Source organism: Curtobacterium sp. VKM Ac-2889 (assembly GCF_015350855.1).
GTDB lineage: Bacteria > Actinomycetota > Actinomycetes > Actinomycetales > Microbacteriaceae > Curtobacterium > Curtobacterium poinsettiae.
This window is the reverse complement of sequence record NZ_JADKSC010000002.1, coordinates 512,230-529,702: the sequence shown is the minus strand read 5'-3', so window position 1 is coordinate 529,702 and position 17,473 is coordinate 512,230. Positions and strand designations below refer to the sequence as shown.

Genomic DNA, 17,473 nt, shown 5'->3' with positions numbered 1-17,473 from the left:
GGGGGGCATTGTGGACGCCGCGCGAGGCGTTTACCGTCCAAGAGGTACTCAAACTGTCCTCCTCCGAACAGGGTCGGAGGCTCGGGGACAGATCGGAGGATCTGATGAGTGGTTACGAGCGTGCACCGGGGGTCGCCCCGGTCCACATCACCTCCTACCGGGCGCGGGCACGGGCTGCCAGACGCGGCTGGATCGTGCAGTCCGAGGACGACGTCAACCGCGAGCGCTTCACCTTCGGGGACCTCCGCGCGCAGCGTGGACCGAACCCGTGAGCAGCGACCGCTGACGCGCGACGTCCGTCAGCGCAGGCGGTCCGCCAGGAACGCCGCCTGACGCTCCCAATGCCGGAAGCCGCCGCCCTCGTGCCCGTTGTACGGGTACACGGCGATCTCGCGGTCGGTGGAGCCCAGGGCGTTGAACGCGGCGAAGGTCGTGCGCGGCGGGACGACGTCGTCCATCAGCGCGACCGAGAACAGCGCCGGTGCGGTGATGCCGGCGGCGTGGTTCACCCCGTCGAAGTACGCGGCGGTCTCCCACACGCCCTCGGCCGCGTCGCGGTGCACGGCGAGGTACTGCGCGAGCTCCAGGTACGGACCGCCCACCGCGACGTCGGTGCCGTTCCGCCAGTCGGCGAGGAACGCCACGTCGGGCAGCACCGCGGTGATCGGTCCGACGTGTGCCTCGACCAGGGCCGCTGCGGCGATGGCGATCCCGCCGCCCTGGCTCCCGCCGGTCAGCGCGATGCGATCGGGGTCGACGCCGGGCAGCGTGCGGACGGCGTCGACCAGGCGGACCGCGTCGGTGTACACGCGGCGGTAGTAGTGGTCGGCAGGGGAGCCGATGCCGTTCGTCATCCACCCGCTGGCGTGCGGTGCGGAGCCGTGCGGGTCCGGGGTGTCGCCGCCGGCCCACCCGGAGCCCTGGCCGCGGGTGTCCATCACCACGTGCACGTACCCGGCGAGGGCCCAGTGCACGCGCTCACCCGGGCGACCGCGGCCACCGCCGTAGCCGAGGAACTCGACGACGACCGGCAGTGCGCCCGGGTCGTCGGTCACGGGACGGTTGACCCACGCCCGCACCGGGTCACCGGCGAACCCGGGGAACGTCAGGTCCTCGACGACGAGACCGGTGACCGGGGTCTCGGCCGGCGCGAGGGCCGGCTCGACCCCCTCGCCCGCGGTCCGGGCGGCGGCGATCGTGTCCGCCCAGAAGGCGTCGAAGTCATCTGGGCGCCGGACGTCGGAGCGGTGGGCGCGGAGCGCGTCGAGGGGCAGGTCGGTCAGTGGCATGGTGTGTCCTCCAGGACGATCGTGCCCCCGGCACCGTCGAGGACGGCGCCGGGGGCACGGAGTGTCGGTTCAGCGCGCCGCCGCGCGGTACTGCTCGAGCACCTCCGGGTGCGGGTCGGACGGCACGGTGGTCGTCGCGGTGTCCCACGTCGGCAGGGCTCCGGTGAGCGCCCACACGGCCTGCTTCGCAGCCCCCGCGGCGACGTACTCGCCGGGCTCCGGCACCAGGACGTCACGGCCGAACACCTGCGCGGCGACGGCGCGGACCGCCGGGTTCCGCGCAGCGCCCCCGATGAGCAGCAGCCGCTCGACGGTCACGCCGGTGTCCTGCACCGCGGCCAGTCCGTCGGCGAGGGCGCAGAGCATCCCCTCGACGGCCGCCCGGGCCAGGTGCGCCCGGTCGGTGGTCGCCGGCGTCATGCCGAGCAGCGAGGCGGTCGCGTCCGGCCGGTTCGGCGTGCGCTCGCCGACGAAGTACGGCACCAGGACGAGGCCGTCGGCCCCGGCCGGCGCCTGCAGTGCCAGCTCGCCGAGCGCGTCGTGGTCGACGCCGAGCAGGCCGCCGATCACCTCGAGCACGCGGGCCGCGTTGAGCGTCGTGACGATCGGGAGGCGCGACCCGGTCCCGTCGGCGAAGCCCGCCACGGTCCCGCTCGGGTCACGCACCTCGGCGTCGCTGACCCCGAAGACCGTGCCGCTCGTGCCGAGGGACACCGCGACGTCGCCCGGGCCGAGACCCAGGCCGAGCGCTGCCCCGGCGTTGTCACCGAGTCCGGCGCCGACGACGAGGCCGGAGGGCGCGACCGCGCCGCCGGGCAGCTCGACGTCGGTGGACAGGGTGCCCATCGCCTCGTCGGGAGCAACCACGCGGGGCACGACCACGGCGCCGTCGTCACCCATCGACGCCGGCCGCATCGGCCGCCCGAGTGCGAGCTCGAACAGTTCCGGGTCGTACTCGCGGCGCACCGGGTCCCAGTACGCCGTGCCGCTGGCGTCGGACGCGTCCGTCGCCAGGGCCTCCAGGTCGGGGCCGAGCGGACTCTCGTCCGCCGGACCGTACCCGCGGAGCCGCCATGACAGCCAGTCGTGGGGGAGCGCCACGGCCGCGACGCGGGCCGCGTTCTCGGGCTCGGCGTCGCGGAGCCACCGCAGCTTGGTCCCGGTGAACGACGCGACCGGCACCAGCCCCGTCCGGGCGACCCACGCCTCCTGGCCGAGCTCGTCGACCATCTGCGCGGCCGCGTCCGCACTGCGGACGTCGTTCCAGAGCAGGGCGTCGCGGACGACGCGGCCCTCGGCGTCGAGCGCGACCATGCCGTGCTGCTGCCCGGCGACGGCGACGGCACCGACGTCGTCGAGGCCGCCGGCGTCCGCGACGGCGGCACCGAGGGCGTCCCACCAGTGGCGGGGGTCGACGGAGGTGCCGTCCGGGTGGGAAGCGCGGCCCTCGCGGACGACCGCACCGGTCACGGCGTCACGGATGGTGACCTTGCAGGACTGGGTCGAGGAGTCGACCCCCGCGACCAGGTCAGCCACGAGCGCCCATGAGGTGCTCCATCGCGAGCTGCTGCAGGCGGACGAAGCCGAAGCCCTTGCCGCCGAAGTAGGCGTCGGTGTCGAAGTCCTCGTAGGCGGAGCGGTCGGCGAGGAACGTGTCGTACGACTCGCCGTCGTTCAGCGTCGGCGTCGACAGCTCGCCGACCTTCGACGCCTCGAGTGCCGCCTGCACCTCGGGGTCGGCGCGGAACGCCTGCGCACGCTCCTTGAGGAGCAGGTACATGCGCATGTTGGCCGACGCGGAGTCCCAGACACCGCTGATGTCCTCGGTGCGGCTGGGCTTGTAGTCGAAGTGGCGCGGGCCGTCGTACGCCGGGCCGCCCTGCGGGGCACCGTGCTCGAGCAGGTCGACGAGCGAGAACGCGTTCTGCAGGTCGCCGTGGCCGAACACCAGGTCCTGGTCGTACTTGATGCCGCGCTGACCGTTGAGGTCGATGTGGAAGAGCTTGCCCTGGTAGAGCGCCTGGGCGATGCCGGCGGTGAAGTTCAGGCCCGCCATCTGCTCGTGGCCGACCTCGGGGTTGATGCCGAACAGCTCCGGGCGCTCGAGCGTCTCGGTGAAGGCGATCGCGTGGCCGAGGGTCGGCAGGAGGATGTCGCCGCGGGGCTCGTTCGGCTTCGGCTCGATGGCGAACCGGATGCCGTAGCCCTTGTCGGTGACGTACTGGGCGAGCAGGTTGACGGCCTCGCGGTACCGCTCGAGCGCGGCCTGCACGTCCTTGGCGCTGTCGTACTCGGAGCCTTCGCGGCCACCCCACATCACGAACGTCGAGGCGCCGAGCTCGGCGGCGAGGTCGATGTTGCGCAGGACCTTGCGGAGCGCGAAGCGGCGGACCTGTCGGTCGTTCGAGGTGAAGCCGCCGTCCTTGAAGACCGGGGCGGAGAACAGGTTCGTCGTGACCATCGGCACGACGATCCCCGTCGACTCGAGGGCGCCCTTGAGGCGGTCGATCTGGGTCTGGCGCTCGGCGTCGGTGGAACCGAACGCGAACAGGTCGTCGTCGTGGAAGGTCAGGCCGTAGGCCCCGAGCTCGTCGAGCTTCTCGACCGCCTCGACCACGTCGAGGGCGGGACGGGTCGGCCCGCCGAAGGGGTCCGAGCCGTTGTAGCCGATGGTCCAGAGACCGAAGGAGAACTTGTCTGCACGGGTGGGCGTCGTTGCCATGGTGGTCACCGTTCGTCGTCGAAACAAAATGTTGCCGCGCCCAACATAAGCGGTAGTGTTGGCTGTGGCAAGCACGTGATCGCAAAGGAGCGAGCGGATGGCACAAGAACGACTGCGGGTCGCGATGGTGGGGCACGGCTTCATGGGAGCCGCACACTCACAGGCGTGGCGGACCGCTCCCCGGTTCTTCGACCTCGGGGCCGACCCGGAGATGGCGGTGATCGTCGGGCGTGATCCCGAACGCACCGAGGCAGCCCGGCAGCGGTACGGCTGGCAGGCGGCGTCCACCGACTGGCGTGCCGTCGTCGCCGATCCGGACATCGACGTGGTCGACGTGGTGTCCCCGGGGTCCTCGCACGTCGAGATCGCGATCGCCGCGCTCCAGGCCGGCAAGCACGTCCTGTGCGAGAAGCCGCTCGCCAACACCGTTGCCGAGGCCGAGGCGATGACCGCCGCTGCCGCTGCAGCCCGGGCGCACGGGGTCCGCGCCATGGTCGGGTTCAGCTACCGCCGCGTGCCTGCGATCGCGTTCGCCCGGCAGCTGGTGCAGGACGGCCGGATCGGCACCGTGCGCCAGGTCCGCGCGCTCTACCTGCAGGACTGGTTGTCGGACGAGGACGGCCCGATGACCTGGCGGCTCGACAAGTCGCTCGCGGGCTCCGGTGCGCTCGGCGACATCGGCGCGCACGCCATCGACCTGGTCGAGCACGTCACCGGTTCGTCGCTCGCCACCGTGTCGGGCACGCTCGAGACCTTCGTGACCGAGCGTCCGTTGATGGCCGAGGGGGTCGGGCTCTCCGGCACCGCGTCGAGCGAACGCGGGCAGGTCACCGTCGACGACGCCGCGTTCTTCACGGCACGGCTCAGCGGCGGCGCGGCCGACCGTGCGATCGGCACCTTCGAGGCGACGCGCTACGCGACCGGGCGGAAGAACGGCCTGACGCTCGAGATCAGCGGTTCCGACGGCGCGATCCAGTTCGACCTCGAGGCGATGAACGAGCTGCGGTTGTACGAGTCGAACGCCCCGGCTGGGGAGCAGGGCTTCCGGCGCATCCTGGTCACCGAGCCCGAGCACCCCTACATGGCCGCGTGGTGGCCGACCGGACACCTCATCGGGTACGAGCACACGTTCAGCCACCAGGTGAAGGACTTCATCGACGCCGTCGCCACCGGCACCGACCCGTCACCGTCGTTCGCCGACGGCCTGCACGTGCAGCGGGTCCTCGACGCCGTCGAACGCAGCGCGGCCGCCGGCAGCACCTGGACGGCGACCTCGTGAGCGCCGCCGAGCAGACCCGCCGGGCGCTCGTCGTCCGCGGCGGGTGGGACGGCCACCAGCCCGTCGAGACCACCGACCTGTTCATCCCGTTCCTGCAGGAGAACGGGTTCGAGGTCCGGGTGTCGGACTCGACGGCCGTCTACGCCGACGCCGCCGTCATGGACGAGGTCGACCTGATCGTGCAGGTCGTCACGATGTCGACCATCGCCGACGACGAGTTCGCCGGGCTGCAGCGCGCGGTCCTGGGCGGCGCCGGACTGGCCGGCTGGCACGGCGGCATCGCGGACGCGTTCCGGAACACCGCCGACTACCTGCACATGGTCGGCGGCCAGTTCGCCCACCACGCCGGCAAGCACCCCGACGAGCGCGTCGGGGAACAGTCGGACACCTACATCCCGTACACGGTGCACATCACCGACCTCGGGCACGAGCACCCGATCACGCAGGGCGTCGAGGACTTCGACCTCGTCACCGAGCAGTACTGGGTGCTGTCCGACGAGTACAACGACGTCCTCGCGACCACCACTCAGGACGCGCGCGACTTCGACGCCTGGAACCGACCGGTCACCGCACCGGCGATCTGGACACGGCAGTGGGGCGAGGGCCGCGTGTTCGTCTCCGCACCAGGGCACCGCCTCGAGGTCGTCGAGTCGCAGCCACTCCGCACCATCATCGAACGGGGACTCCTGTGGGCAGCACGGTGAACGAGGGGGTGCTCCGGGTCGGCGTGGTCGGCGTCGGGGTCATCAGCCAGCAGTACTTCGAGCACTTCCCGGCCCTGCCCGGACTCGAACTCGCCGCGGTCGCCGACCTCGACGTCGCCCGTGCCCAGCAGGTCGGTGCGGCACAGGGCGTGCGCGGCACCACCGTGGACGACCTGCTCGCCGCCGACGACGTCGACGTGGTGCTCAACCTGACGATCCCGGCCGCACACGCCGACATCGCCACCCGGGCACTCGCCGCCGGCAAGCACGTCTACGGCGAGAAGCCGCTAGCGATGTCCACCGCCGAGGCCGCACCGGTGCTCGAGGCCGCCCGCACCGCCGGCCTGCGCGTCGGCAGCGCCCCGGACACCGTCCTCGGCACCGGCATCCAGACCGCGCGCGCCGCGCTCGACGACGGCGCGATCGGCACCCCGGTCGGCGCAGCCGTCGCCTGGAGCGCCCCCGGGCACGAACGCTGGCACCCCGCGCCGGCCTTCTACTACCAGCCCGGCGGCGGACCGCTGCTCGACATGGGGCCGTACTACCTGACCAGCCTCGTCACGTTCTTCGGCCCCGTCGTCCGGGTCAGCGGCAGCGCGACCCGCTCCACCCGCGAGCGCACCGTCGCCACGGGGCCGAACGCCGGCACCCCGATCCCGGTCGACATCGACACGCACGTCGTCGCGATCCTCGAGCACGAGGGCGGCGTGGTCTCCACCGTGACCGTCTCGTTCGAGGTCTGGGCCACCCGCGCCCCGCTGTTCGAGGTGTACGGCACCGCGGGCACCCTGGGCGTCCCCGACCCGAACCGGTTCTCGGACACCGTGTCGATCGCCACCGCCGACGACCGCTCGTGGCGGGACCTGCCGGTCGCCGCCGGGTACGCCGACGCCGGTCGCGGCTACGGCCTCGCCGACATGGCCCACGCGATCGCGACGGACCGGCCGCACCGGGCCTCCGGCGACCTCGCGTTCCACGTGCTCGAGGTCATGGAGGCGGTCTCCGCCGCCGCCCGAGACCACTCGGTCGTCGATGTGCACTCGCGCGTCGAGCGACCCGCCACCGTCCCGGCCGGGTCCGCGCCCGGATCCTGGTGACGGAACCCGACCACCGCGAAGAAGGACGACGACGATGACGACGACGGACGCGAGCGACACGACGGACACGACCCGGGCCTCCCGGCCGGTCACCCTGTTCACCGGACAGTGGGCCGACCTGCCCTTCGAAGAGGTGGCCCGACTCGCCGGCGAGTGGGGCTACGACGGGCTGGAGATCGCCTGCTGGGGCGACCACCTGGACGTCCGGCGCGCCGCGACGGACCCGGAGTACGTCGCCGGGCGCAAGGCGATCCTCGAACGCAACGGGCTGCAGGTCTGGACGATCGCCAACCACCTGGTCGGCCAGGCCGTGTGCGACGACCCGATCGACCAGCGGCACGAGGACATCGTGCCGCCGCACGTGTGGGGCGACGGCGACCCCGAGGGCGTGCGGCAGCGTGCGGCCGAGGAACTGCAGTGGACCGCCCGTGCCGCCGCCGCGCTCGGGGTCGACACCGTCACCGGCTTCTCCGGGTCGTCGATCTGGAAGACCGTCGCCGGGTTCCCGCCCGTGCCGCCGGCGATGATCGACGCCGGGTACCAGGACTTCCACGACCGCTGGTCACCGATCCTCGACGTCTTCGAGGAGGTCGGGGTCCGGTTCGCGCTCGAGGTGCACCCGTCCGAGATCGCCTACGACTACTGGACCGCGAAGCGCTCGCTCCAGGTGTTCCAGGACCGCCCGGCGTTCGGGTTCAACTTCGACCCGTCCCACTTCGTCTGGCAGGACCTGGACCCCGCCGCGTTCCTGCTCGACTTCGCCGACCGGGTGTACCACGTGCACTGCAAGGAGTCGGTGAAGCAGCTCGACGGGCGCAACGGCCGGCTCGGGTCGCACCTGCCGTGGGGTGACCCCCGGCGCGGGTGGGACTTCGTCACCGCCGGCCACGGGGACGTGCCGTGGGAGCGGGTGTTCCGCGTGCTGAACCACATCGGGTACGCCGGCCCGACCAGCGTCGAGTGGGAGGACGCCGGCATGGACCGCCTCGTCGGCGGGCCCGAGGCGCTGGCGTTCGTACGGCGGCTCGGCACCATCGCGCCGCCGGAGGCGTCGTTCGACGCCGCGTTCTCGCAGTCGCGCTGACCGGGCCGCCTGCGTTCGAACGCCCTCACCGCTTCCGGGCGTACCTGCTGAATCCGGGCACACCTGGTCGTTCGTTTCGACCAGGTACGCCCGATCCCGCTCTCCATCGCAGGCGTTCTGGGAAGGACCGAGCACGCGAAGATGGGCAAGCAAGCAAGCAAGCAAGCAAGCAAGCAAGCAAGCAAGGACCGACCGAGAGGACCCGATGGCACGTACAGCTGCAGCACCCGGTGTCGCGCAGACCCCGGCGCTGCGCAACGCCGCACGTGTCCTCCGCCTGGCGCACGAGGACGGTCCGATCACCCGCGCCGAGCTCACCCGCCGCACCGGACTCAACCGCTCAACCACGCTCACGCTCGTCGGCGAACTGGTCGAACTCGGGCTGGTGCACGAGGACGTGCCCGGGACCGGCAGCACGAGTGCTGGCGTCGGCCGCCCGAGCCCGGTGGTCCGTGCCTCGGCCGAGGTGGTCGCGGTCGCCGTCACGGTCGAGGTGGACGCCGTGACCGTCGCACTCGTCGGACTCGACGGCAGCGTGCGCACCCGCGCGGTGGCGGCGAGCGAGAGCGCCCCGACCGCTGCCGAGGCGGTCGAGACCATCGCCGGACTCCTGGACGAGTTGATCGCCGGGGAAGGCCCGCCCACGCGGATCGCCGGAATCGGTGTCGCGGTCCCCGGGACCGTGCGGGTCGAGGACGGCGTGGTCCGCTACGCGCCGCACCTCGGCTGGCACGACGAACCGATCGCCCGTCCCCTCGCCGAGCGCACCGGTCTGCCGGTCCGGGCCGCGAACGACGCGAACTCCGGCGCCTGGGCGGAGCGGCTGTACGGCAGTGGCCGCGGAGTCGACGACCTGATCTACCTCAACGGTGGCGCGAGCGGTATCGGCGGCGGCGTCATCAGTGCCGCTCGGCCCCTCAGCGGTGCGGACGGGTACGCCGGCGAGCTCGGTCACACCTTCGTCGCAGCGAACGGTGTCCGTTGTCACTGCGGTGCTGTCGGGTGTCTCGAGACCGAGGCGTCGCGTGATGCCCTGGTCGCTGCCGCCGGCGTCGCCTCGGACGACCCGTCAGCGCTCGCCGCGGCGCTCGCGCAGCGCCGTCCCGAGGTCGAGCGGGTGGTCGACCGCCAGGTCACGGCCCTCGCGACCGCACTCCGCAATGCCATCCACACCGTCAACCCCGAGGTGGTCGTCCTCGGTGGGTTCCTCGGAGTGCTCCTCGGCCACGTCGGGAACCGCATCGAGGCCGAGGTCCGGGCCCAGTCGATGGCTGCCGTGACCGAGCGGCTGCGCATCGCACCGGCGGCGCTCGGTGCCGATGTCCTGCTCCGAGGCGCTGCTGAACTCGGGTTCCGTGATCTGCTGCGCGACCCGACGGCAGCGCGGCTCAGACCGGCCACCGCGGCGCCCGCGGCGCCCGCGGCGACCACGGCCACCACGCCCGCGGCATCCGCCGCCGCCCCCTCCACCACCCTCACGTCCGGCCGCGACGACGCGGCCGAGGAAGCGAGAACCGCATGACCTCCACCCAGCGCACCAGTGTCCTGCTCGGCACCCAGGACCTCACCGTCGAGGACCGCCCGGTCCCTGGCGTCGACGCCGGCGACGTGCTCGTCCGGGTCGCCGCCGTGGGCGTCTGCGGCTCCGACGTGCACTACTACCGCCACGGCCGCATCGGCGACTTCGTCGTCGAGGAGCCCCTCGTCCTCGGCCACGAACTCTCCGGCACGATCGAGGCGGTCGGCGAGGGCGTCGACCCGTCCCGTGTGGGGGAGCGCGTGGCCATCGAGCCGCAGCGCCCCTGCCACCGCTGCGCGCAGTGCCTGGCCGGTCGCTACAACCTCTGCCCGCACATGCGCTTCTACGCGACGCCGCCGGTCGACGGCGCCTTCACCGAGTTGGTCACGATCGAGTCCGAGTTCGCGCACGTCCTGCCCGACTCCGTCTCGTTCGAGGCAGGTGCGCTCCTCGAGCCCCTGTCGGTCGGCATCGCCGCCGTCCGCAAGGCCGGCATCGTGCCCGGTTCGTCGGTGCTCATCGCCGGTGCCGGTCCGATCGGCATCATCTGCGCGCAGGTCGCGAAGGCGTTCGGTGCGTCACGCATCGTCGTCAGCGACCTGGTCCCGGAGCGCCGTGCGCGGGCCCTGGAGTACGGCGCCACCGAGGTCGTCGACCCCACCGCCGTGTCCGTCGCGTCCGACATCGTCCCCGTCGACGCGTTCATCGACGCCAGCGGTGCGCCCCGTGCGGTCTCGGACGGCATCAAGGCGGTCGGTCCGGCGGGTGCCGCGGTGCTGGTCGGGCTCGGCAACTCCGAGATGACCCTGCCGGTCGAGCACATCCAGAACCTCGAGGTCACGGTCACCGGGATCTTCCGGTACACGAACACGTGGCCGGTGGCGATCCAGCTGGTCGCGTCCGGGCAGGTCGACCTCGACTCGCTCGTCACCGGCCGGTTCGGGCTCGACGACGTCCGCGAGGCTCTCGAGAGCGACACCGACCCGGAGTCGCTCAAGTCCGTCGTCTACCCCGGCGGCGTCCCGGCCTGAGCCGGCACGGTGCAGGCTTCGCTGGCTCGGGCCGCGTTGCGTGCCTGGTGCGGTGTTGCGGCGGGGCACGGTGCGTGGAAGTGCGCACCGGGTGACGACGTGGGCACGGTGCGGACGGGAGGCGCGGCGCCGGGCCGCCCCGCGCCTCCCGTCCGGCACGGTGCAGGCTTCGCCGGCCCGGGCCGCGTTGCGTGCCTGGTGCGGTGTTGCGGCCGGGCACGGCGCAGGCTTCGCCAGCCCGGGCCGCGTTGCGTGCCCGGTGCGGCGTTGCAGCCGGGCACGGTGCGTGGAAGCCCGCACCGGGTGACGACGCGGGCACGGTGCGGACGGGAGGCGCGGGGCCGGGCCGCGACGTGCCTCCCGTCCGGGACTATGCACGGTCTGTCGGACGGTGCGGTCTCGGCCGCTTGGTGCGGTGTTGCGGCGGGGCACGGTGCGTGGAAGTGCGCACCGGGTGACGACGTGGGCACGGTGCGGACGGGAGGCGCGGGGCCGGGCCGCGACGTGCCTCCCGTCCGGCACGGTGCACGGTCTGTCGGACGGTGCGGTCTCGGCCGCTTGGTGCGGCGTTGCAGCCGGGCACGGTACGTGGAAGTGCGCACCGGGTGACGACGTGGGCACGGTGCGGACGGGAGGCGCGGTGCCGGGCTGCGACGTGCCTCCCGTCCGGCACGGTGCGGGCTTCGCTGGCTCGGGCCGCGTTGCGTGCCCGGTGCGGCGTTGCAGCCGGGCACGGTGCGTGGAAGCGCGCACCGGGTGCCGACGCGCGCGCGGTGCGGACGGGCGGCGCGGGGCCGGGCCGCGACGTGCCTCCCGTCCGGCACGGTGCGGGCTTCGCCAGCCCGGGCCGCGTTGCGTGCCTGGTGCGGCGTTGCAGCCGGGCACGGTGCGTGGAAGCTCGCACCGGGTGACGGCGCGCGCACGGTGCGGACGGGCGGCGCGGGGCCGGGCCACGACGTGCCTCCCGTCCCGCACGTGACCCGGAACGGGGCCACCGCCGCGTCACCGGGACGCGCTACGGTTCGCGCATGACCGCTTCACCGGCCGCCGTCGTGCCGCAGCGCACCGACCGGCGCGCGCTCGTCTCCTGGGCGCTCTGGGACTGGGGGTCGGCCGCGTTCAACGCGGTCGTCACCACCTTCGTGTTCAGCACGTACCTGGCGAGCCGGGCGTTCGTGGACCCGGCGCTCGTCGGCGACACGTCGGCGGCGGGCAAGGCGATCGTGGAGCGGGAGCTCGCGCACAACGCCGCCGTCGTGTCGACCGCACTGACCATCGCGGGGATCGTCGTCGCGCTCGTGGCGCCGGCCATGGGGCGGCTCGCGGACTCGTCCGGACACCGCCGTCGCTCCGTCCTCATCGCCACGATCGGTGTCGCGCTGTCGATCGGCGGCATGGTCTTCGTCGCGCCGAGCCAGCCGTACCTGTTCCTCGGCGCAGCCCTGCTCGGCATCGGCACCGTGGCCTACGAGATCGCGACCGTCGGGTACAACGCCATGCTCGGGCAGGTCGCCTCCGGGGAACGCACCGGCCGGGTGTCCGCCATCGGGTGGGCGGCTGGGTACTTCGGCGGGATCGTGCTGCTCGTGCTGCTGCTCGTGCTCTGCATCCAGGACTTCCGGGGCGACGGGGTCGTCGGCGGGCTCCTGCAGCTGCCGGCGACCGTCGCCACCGGGCAGTGGGACGTCCGCGTCGCGATCGGCATCGCCGCCGTCTGGCTGGCCGTCAGCTCGATCCCGCTGTTCCTCACCGTGCCCGAGGCAGTGCCGGACCGCACCCGCGGCGGTGGCGTGTTCGGCGCCTACGCGGACCTCGGTCGCGACATCGCCCGGCTCTGGCGCGAGCGGCGCAACGTCCTGGCGTTCCTGCTCGCCAGCGCGGTGTTCCGCGACGGCGTCGGTGCCGTCTTCACGTTCGGCGGGATCGTCGCCGCCCAGGTGTTCGGGTTCACGCCGTCCCAGGTCATCCTGTTCGCCATCGCCGCGAACGTCGTGGCCGGCATCGCGACGTTCGTCTCCGGACGCCTCGACGACCGGTTCGGGTCGCGTGCGCTCATCATGGTCTCGCTCGTCGGACTCGCCGTCTGCGGGGTCGGGGTCTTCGCCGCCGGCAACGAGACGCAGTGGTTCTGGGTGCTCGGGCTGACCCTCGCGGTGTTCGTCGGCCCGGTGCAGTCGTCGTCGCGTGCCCACCTGGCGCGGTTGACGACCCCCGGCCGCGAAGGCGAGCTCTTCGGCCTCTACGCCACCACCGGCCGCGCCGCGTCGTTCCTCGCGCCGGCGCTGTTCGGCGTCGCGGTGACCGTCGGTGGGTCCACCCGGTTCGGGATCCTCGGCGTGGTCGTCGTGCTCATCGCCGGGCTGGTGCTCATGGCGTTCGTCAAGCGAGAGCCGCAGGTGCAGGGCTGACAGCGACATCCGCTGCTGCTATCGTCACCGTCGGACAGCCGGAACGATGGGGGGACCGTCATGGGGGCGTCAGAACTCAGGATCGAGTCGGAGACACTCGCGTCGGTCGCGACCGCGCTCACCGACGCCCGCACCGCGCTCGGTGCGGACACCGACCGGTTCACGGGACAGAGCACCGCGTGCCTGGGAGTGTCCGAGGTCATCAGCCGGACGGCGGGTCTCTCCCTGGCACACCAGGGCATGATCGATGCCGTCGACTCCGCGCTCGAGCAAGCCGCGACGTTCCCCCACGACCTCGGTCTGCAGGTCGATGCAGAGGAAGCAGCACTCGCCGCGAAGGCGGACGGCAAGTGAGCGGCGAAGAGCCCGACGTCGGCGATCCGGCCGGCATCACCGCGCTCGCCGGGCACTGGCACGACCGCGCCGACGCGGTGCAGGACGCACTCGCGAAGATCGGCGCGGCGTCGGACGTCACTGCCTCGCCGTCGTGGAAGGGGGAGGCCCAGACGCGGTTCGCGGCCCTGCTCGACGACATGCGCCCGAGTGCCACGGGGCTGGTCGCCCTGTTCGACGCGGCGGGCGACGCCTTCGACCAGTACGCGAAGGACGTCCAGCGGATCAAGGACGACGCGGACACCATCCGCCTGCAGCGCGCGACGCTGGCGATCGCGGTCGCCGCCCAACAGTCCGCGATGCCGGCGATCGAGCGAGCAGCGAAGGCGGACGGCGCGACCGAGGCGGACGCCACGAGCCTCTCGAACGCACAACGGGCGGTCACGGAGAACGCCGACCAGTCGTCGGCGCTCGATGCGCAGTGGGACCAGCTCGTGCTCGACCGCGCAGCTGCGGACGCCGCCCTGCTCCGTGTGATCACGGGGCCGGAGACCCTCGGGCGGTTGGGGAGCATCGACGGTCGTGGCGTGGGCCTGTCCGACGCGGACCTGGCGAGCACCCTCGCGTCGTTGTCGCCGACCGAGCTCGGCGCGCTCTTGATGCTCGACCGGAACCTCGCCGACCGCCTCGGTGAGATGTCCCCGGAGGACGTCGCGGCGCTCTGGAAAGCACTCGGCGGTGGACAGGACACCACGGGCGCAGACCACACGGCAGCGCAAGACGCCCTGATCGGTCTGCTGCCCGCGGTCGTCGGGAACCTCAGCGGGCTGCCCGCCTGGGCGCGGGACCGGGCGAACCGGATGACCCTCGTGACCGCGACGGCGCAGGCGGAGCAGGACCTCGCCGACGCGAAGGAGCGGCGGGAGGGGCTCGGATGGCCGGCGTCCCAGTCAGCGGACATGTCCATCGACGCGGCGCAGGCGGACCTGGACGCCTACCGCAACATCGAGAAGACCCTCGCTTCGAGCAAGGAGCCCGGTCGCACCCTGCTGACCCTGGACACCGGACACGAACCACCGCTCGCCGCGGTCGCCGTGGGGGACGTCGACACGGCGTCGAACGTCTCCTACATGGTGCCGGGTATGGGAACGACGACGAAGGACATGTCGGGGTGGACCACGGCGGCGCAGAACCTCTGGCAGACGCAGGAGGACCTCGAGGACTCGGGTGGCAGCCACGCGGTGGTCGCGTGGATCAACTACGAGCCGCCGCCCGTGCCGAGCGGGCCGACGACCTTGGGCGTCCTGCACGGGGACGCGGCGCGAGTCGGTGCCGACCGCCTCGCGGATGATCTGCTCGGGTTCCAGGCATCTCGATCCGATCCACCGACCCTCAACGTCGTGGCGCACTCGTACGGCACGACGACCGCAGCAGACACCCTGCACGGCAAGGGCGTCCACGTCGACAACTTCGTGAGCGTCGCGTCGGCGGGGATCGAGGGCGACGTCGGTGGTGCAGCGGGCATCGACGCCGACCACGTCTACGCGGGACAGGGATCGTCCGGCCTGCCGACGAAGGACCCGGCCGACAACCCGCGCGACCAGTGGGCGTGGTTGGGCCGACTCGGCAGCGGGCGGGAGAACCCGATGGACTCGTCGTTCGGGGCCACCACGTTCGGGACCAACGGCGGGGACCCGTCAGAGGGCGCCGGCGTCACCATGCACGACCCGATCGGGTACGGCGGTGGCGACGGGTACTTCGACCTCGGCACCGAATCCTTGAACAACGTCGCCAGGGCGACCGTCGCCGACGGCACGGGGATGACCCCGGCGGACGATGCTGGTGTGAGCGAGCACGACCAGATGCTGCTCGACAACATGATGGGACCGTCTCTGTGAACCGACGACCGGCGATGATCGGCCTGGTGATGCTCGTCACGATGCTCGCGGGCTGTGCGGCGGGAACCCCGAACAAGGAGAACAGCATGAGCGCAGCACCGACGGCGGAGCACCAGCGGGAGCTCGCGGTGGCGTACGTCGACTCGACGATGAAGCGTTCCGGCGTGGACTGGGACGCCGATCGGTCCGAGGAGTACGCGCAGGACTGTGTGCTCGCCGACGGCTCGACCGGCGCACTGTACAACGTCGTCCGCACCGGCGCGGGGGTCGCCGACCCCGAGGCCGTGACGAAGTCGGTGGGCACGGCGTGGTCTGCGGACGGGCTCACCGTGGAGTACTCGACGGACCGGATGACCTCCGGGGCGAAGCGGTACCTGGTGAACGGGAGCGGCGGGGACGTCGAGCGCATCCAGTTCGGCGCGGCGACGACGAAGTCGAGCATGAGTGGTGTGTCGCGGTGCGGCACCGGGAACGCCGCCGACCTCGGCTGAGCCACCAGGATTCGGCTGAGCCACCGGACTCGGCTGCTGGGCGCGAGCGCTGCCAGGAGGCACGGTGCCGGTCCGTCCACAGGCTGCGGTTGTGCGCACGGTTGGGCACAGGACCGTGCTCGCGTCGGACGCCACGGGCTCGGGTGCGCCAGGATGGGTCCATGACCGACCAGCGCATCGCCGTCGTCGTCCTCGCCGCCGGGCAGGGCACGCGCATGAAGTCGTCCACGCCCAAGGTGCTGCACCGGCTCGCCGGGCTGCCGCTCATCGGGCACGTGCTGCGCACGGCGTCGTCGCTCAGCCCCGAGCACGTCGCCGTGGTCGTGCGGCACGAGCGTGATCGTGTCGCGGCCGAGGTCGTCGAGCGCGCCCCTGACGCGATCATCGTCGACCAGGACGCCGTCCCCGGCACCGGCCGTGCGGTCGAGGTGGCGGTCGACGCCCTGCCCGCCGACTTCGACGGTGCCGTCGTCGTGCTCTCCGGCGACGTGCCGCTGCTCGACGCGGCGTCGCTCCGCCTGCTCGTCGATGCCCATGTCGGTGCCGCCAACGGGGCGACCTTCGTCAGCGCGATCGCCCCCGACCCGACGGGCCTCGGACGGATCGTGCGTGATGACGCCGGCGCCTTCGTCAGCGTCGTCGAGCACAAGGACGCGACGGCCGAACAGCTGGCCATCACCGAGGCGAACGCGGGCATCTACGCGTTCGACGTCGCGCGGTTGCGGGCGGTCCTGCCGTCGCTCACCACGGCGAACGCGCAGGGCGAGAAGTACATCACCGACGCCCCCGCGCTGATCAGTGAGCGCGGCGGGCGCATCGACGTCGTCACCCTGACCGACCCGTGGCTCGTCGCCGGCATCAACGACCGTGCGCAGCTCTCCGACGCTGCGCGCGAGCTCAACGCCCGCATCGTCCGCGGCCACCAGCGCGCCGGTGTCACCGTGCAGGACCCGGCGACCACCTGGATCGACCTCGACGTCACCATCGAGCCCGACGCCGAAGTCCTGCCCGGCACCCAGCTCATCGGTGCCACCGCGATCGCCGCCGGTGCCGTCGTCGGTCCGGACACCACGCTGCGCGACACCGAGGTCGGTGCCCGCGCCACGGTCAACCGCGTCGACGCCACCCTCGCGGTGATCGGGGACGGCGCCTCGGTCGGCCCGTTCGCCTACCTGCGGCCCGGCACGATCCTCGGCGACGACGGCAAGATCGGCACCTTCGTCGAGACGAAGAACGCCCGGATCGGTCGCGGCAGCAAGGTCCCGCACCTGTCCTACATCGGCGACGCCGAGGTGGGCGAGGACTCGAACATCGGCGCGAACACCATCACCGCGAACTACGACGGCGTGCACAAGCACCGAACCGAGGTCGGCTCGAACGTCCGTACAGGCTCGCACAACGTGTTCGTCGCCCCCGTTAGGATTGGTGACGGTGCGTACACCGGCGCCGGGACCACCGTCCGCAAGGACGTTCCGGCAGGATCGCTCGCGATCAGCTACGCCCCACAGCGCAACACCGACGGATGGGTCGAGGAACACCGACCCGGCACACCGGCGGCCGAGGCTGCTCGGCTCGCGAACGGCGAATAGATCCTGGCGACCACCCGTCGCCGACATCG

At 72.5% G+C, this 17,473-nt stretch carries 15 protein-coding genes; 12 read left to right on the top strand and 3 right to left on the bottom strand.

From position 1 onward, the window contains the following. Positions 1 to 104: 104 nt before the first annotated feature. Positions 105 to 272 carry a hypothetical protein gene (locus ITJ50_RS08275; protein ID WP_194590285.1) on the top strand — a complete coding sequence of 56 codons (168 nt, stop codon included), beginning with the start codon at positions 105 to 107 and terminating at the stop codon, positions 270 to 272. Between the two features lie 27 nt (positions 273 to 299). On the opposite strand, the gene ITJ50_RS08270 is transcribed toward ITJ50_RS08275, so the two are convergent. The 3 genes from ITJ50_RS08270 to xylA form a co-directional block, all read right to left on the bottom strand. After that, the gene (locus ITJ50_RS08270; protein WP_194590284.1) at positions 300 to 1,289 is read right to left on the bottom strand and encodes an acetylxylan esterase; all 990 of its coding nucleotides are present in this window, start codon (positions 1,287 to 1,289) and stop codon (positions 300 to 302) included. A gap of 69 nt (positions 1,290 to 1,358) precedes the next feature. Then, positions 1,359 to 2,825, bottom strand: a complete 1,467-nt coding sequence (xylB, locus tag ITJ50_RS08265) for a xylulokinase (RefSeq protein WP_194590283.1) — start codon at positions 2,823 to 2,825, stop codon at positions 1,359 to 1,361. Further along, complete coding sequence (gene xylA, locus ITJ50_RS08260) at positions 2,818 to 4,011, bottom strand: xylose isomerase (RefSeq protein ID WP_042537878.1); 1,194 nt, start codon at positions 4,009 to 4,011, stop codon at positions 2,818 to 2,820. Before xylA ends, xylB begins: the two co-directional genes overlap by 8 nt. A 97-nt stretch (positions 4,012 to 4,108) precedes the next feature. On the opposite strand from xylA, the gene ITJ50_RS08255 reads away from it, so the two are divergent. From ITJ50_RS08255 to glmU, 11 genes are all read left to right on the top strand, one after another. Further along, entirely contained in the window at positions 4,109 to 5,290 is a 1,182-nt protein-coding gene (locus ITJ50_RS08255) for a Gfo/Idh/MocA family protein (protein ID WP_017886784.1), read from the top strand. Continuing rightward, positions 5,287 to 5,994, top strand: coding sequence for a ThuA domain-containing protein (locus tag ITJ50_RS08250; protein WP_194590282.1), 708 nt, complete (start codon positions 5,287 to 5,289; stop codon positions 5,992 to 5,994). The genes ITJ50_RS08255 and ITJ50_RS08250 overlap by 4 nt, the downstream gene beginning before the upstream one ends. Beyond that, positions 5,979 to 7,091, top strand: coding sequence for a Gfo/Idh/MocA family protein (locus ITJ50_RS08245; protein ID WP_159557467.1), 1,113 nt, complete (start codon positions 5,979 to 5,981; stop codon positions 7,089 to 7,091). The genes ITJ50_RS08250 and ITJ50_RS08245 overlap by 16 nt, the downstream gene beginning before the upstream one ends. 34 nt (positions 7,092 to 7,125) lie before the next feature. Continuing rightward, a complete protein-coding gene (locus ITJ50_RS08240; RefSeq protein WP_194590281.1) occupies positions 7,126 to 8,175 on the top strand; it encodes a sugar phosphate isomerase/epimerase family protein in 1,050 nt (349 codons plus the stop codon). A gap of 205 nt (positions 8,176 to 8,380) precedes the next feature. Beyond that, entirely contained in the window at positions 8,381 to 9,697 is a 1,317-nt protein-coding gene (locus ITJ50_RS08235) for an ROK family transcriptional regulator (protein ID WP_017886780.1), read from the top strand. After that, positions 9,694 to 10,725 carry an NAD(P)-dependent alcohol dehydrogenase gene (locus tag ITJ50_RS08230; RefSeq protein WP_042537745.1) on the top strand — a complete coding sequence of 344 codons (1,032 nt, stop codon included), beginning with the start codon at positions 9,694 to 9,696 and terminating at the stop codon, positions 10,723 to 10,725. The genes ITJ50_RS08235 and ITJ50_RS08230 overlap by 4 nt, the downstream gene beginning before the upstream one ends. Before the next feature lie 1,028 nt (positions 10,726 to 11,753). After that, entirely contained in the window at positions 11,754 to 13,133 is a 1,380-nt protein-coding gene (locus ITJ50_RS08225; protein ID WP_071251662.1) for an MFS transporter, read from the top strand. A 60-nt stretch (positions 13,134 to 13,193) separates the two neighbouring features. Then, the gene (locus ITJ50_RS08220; RefSeq protein ID WP_052481666.1) at positions 13,194 to 13,487 is read left to right on the top strand and encodes a hypothetical protein; all 294 of its coding nucleotides are present in this window, start codon (positions 13,194 to 13,196) and stop codon (positions 13,485 to 13,487) included. Next, positions 13,484 to 15,364, top strand: coding sequence for an alpha/beta hydrolase (locus ITJ50_RS17810; protein ID WP_071251661.1), 1,881 nt, complete (start codon positions 13,484 to 13,486; stop codon positions 15,362 to 15,364). Before ITJ50_RS08220 ends, ITJ50_RS17810 begins: the two co-directional genes overlap by 4 nt. Positions 15,365 to 15,450: 86 nt before the next feature. Beyond that, positions 15,451 to 15,855 (top strand): hypothetical protein, encoded by a 405-nt coding sequence (locus ITJ50_RS08210; protein ID WP_139179749.1) that lies wholly within the window; start codon positions 15,451 to 15,453, stop codon positions 15,853 to 15,855. 161 nt (positions 15,856 to 16,016) lie between these two features. Beyond that, positions 16,017 to 17,444: a bifunctional UDP-N-acetylglucosamine diphosphorylase/glucosamine-1-phosphate N-acetyltransferase GlmU gene (gene glmU / locus ITJ50_RS08205; RefSeq protein ID WP_194590280.1), complete on the top strand. Its 1,428-nt coding sequence runs from the start codon at positions 16,017 to 16,019 to the stop codon at positions 17,442 to 17,444. The last annotated feature ends 29 nt before the right edge of the window (positions 17,445 to 17,473 follow it).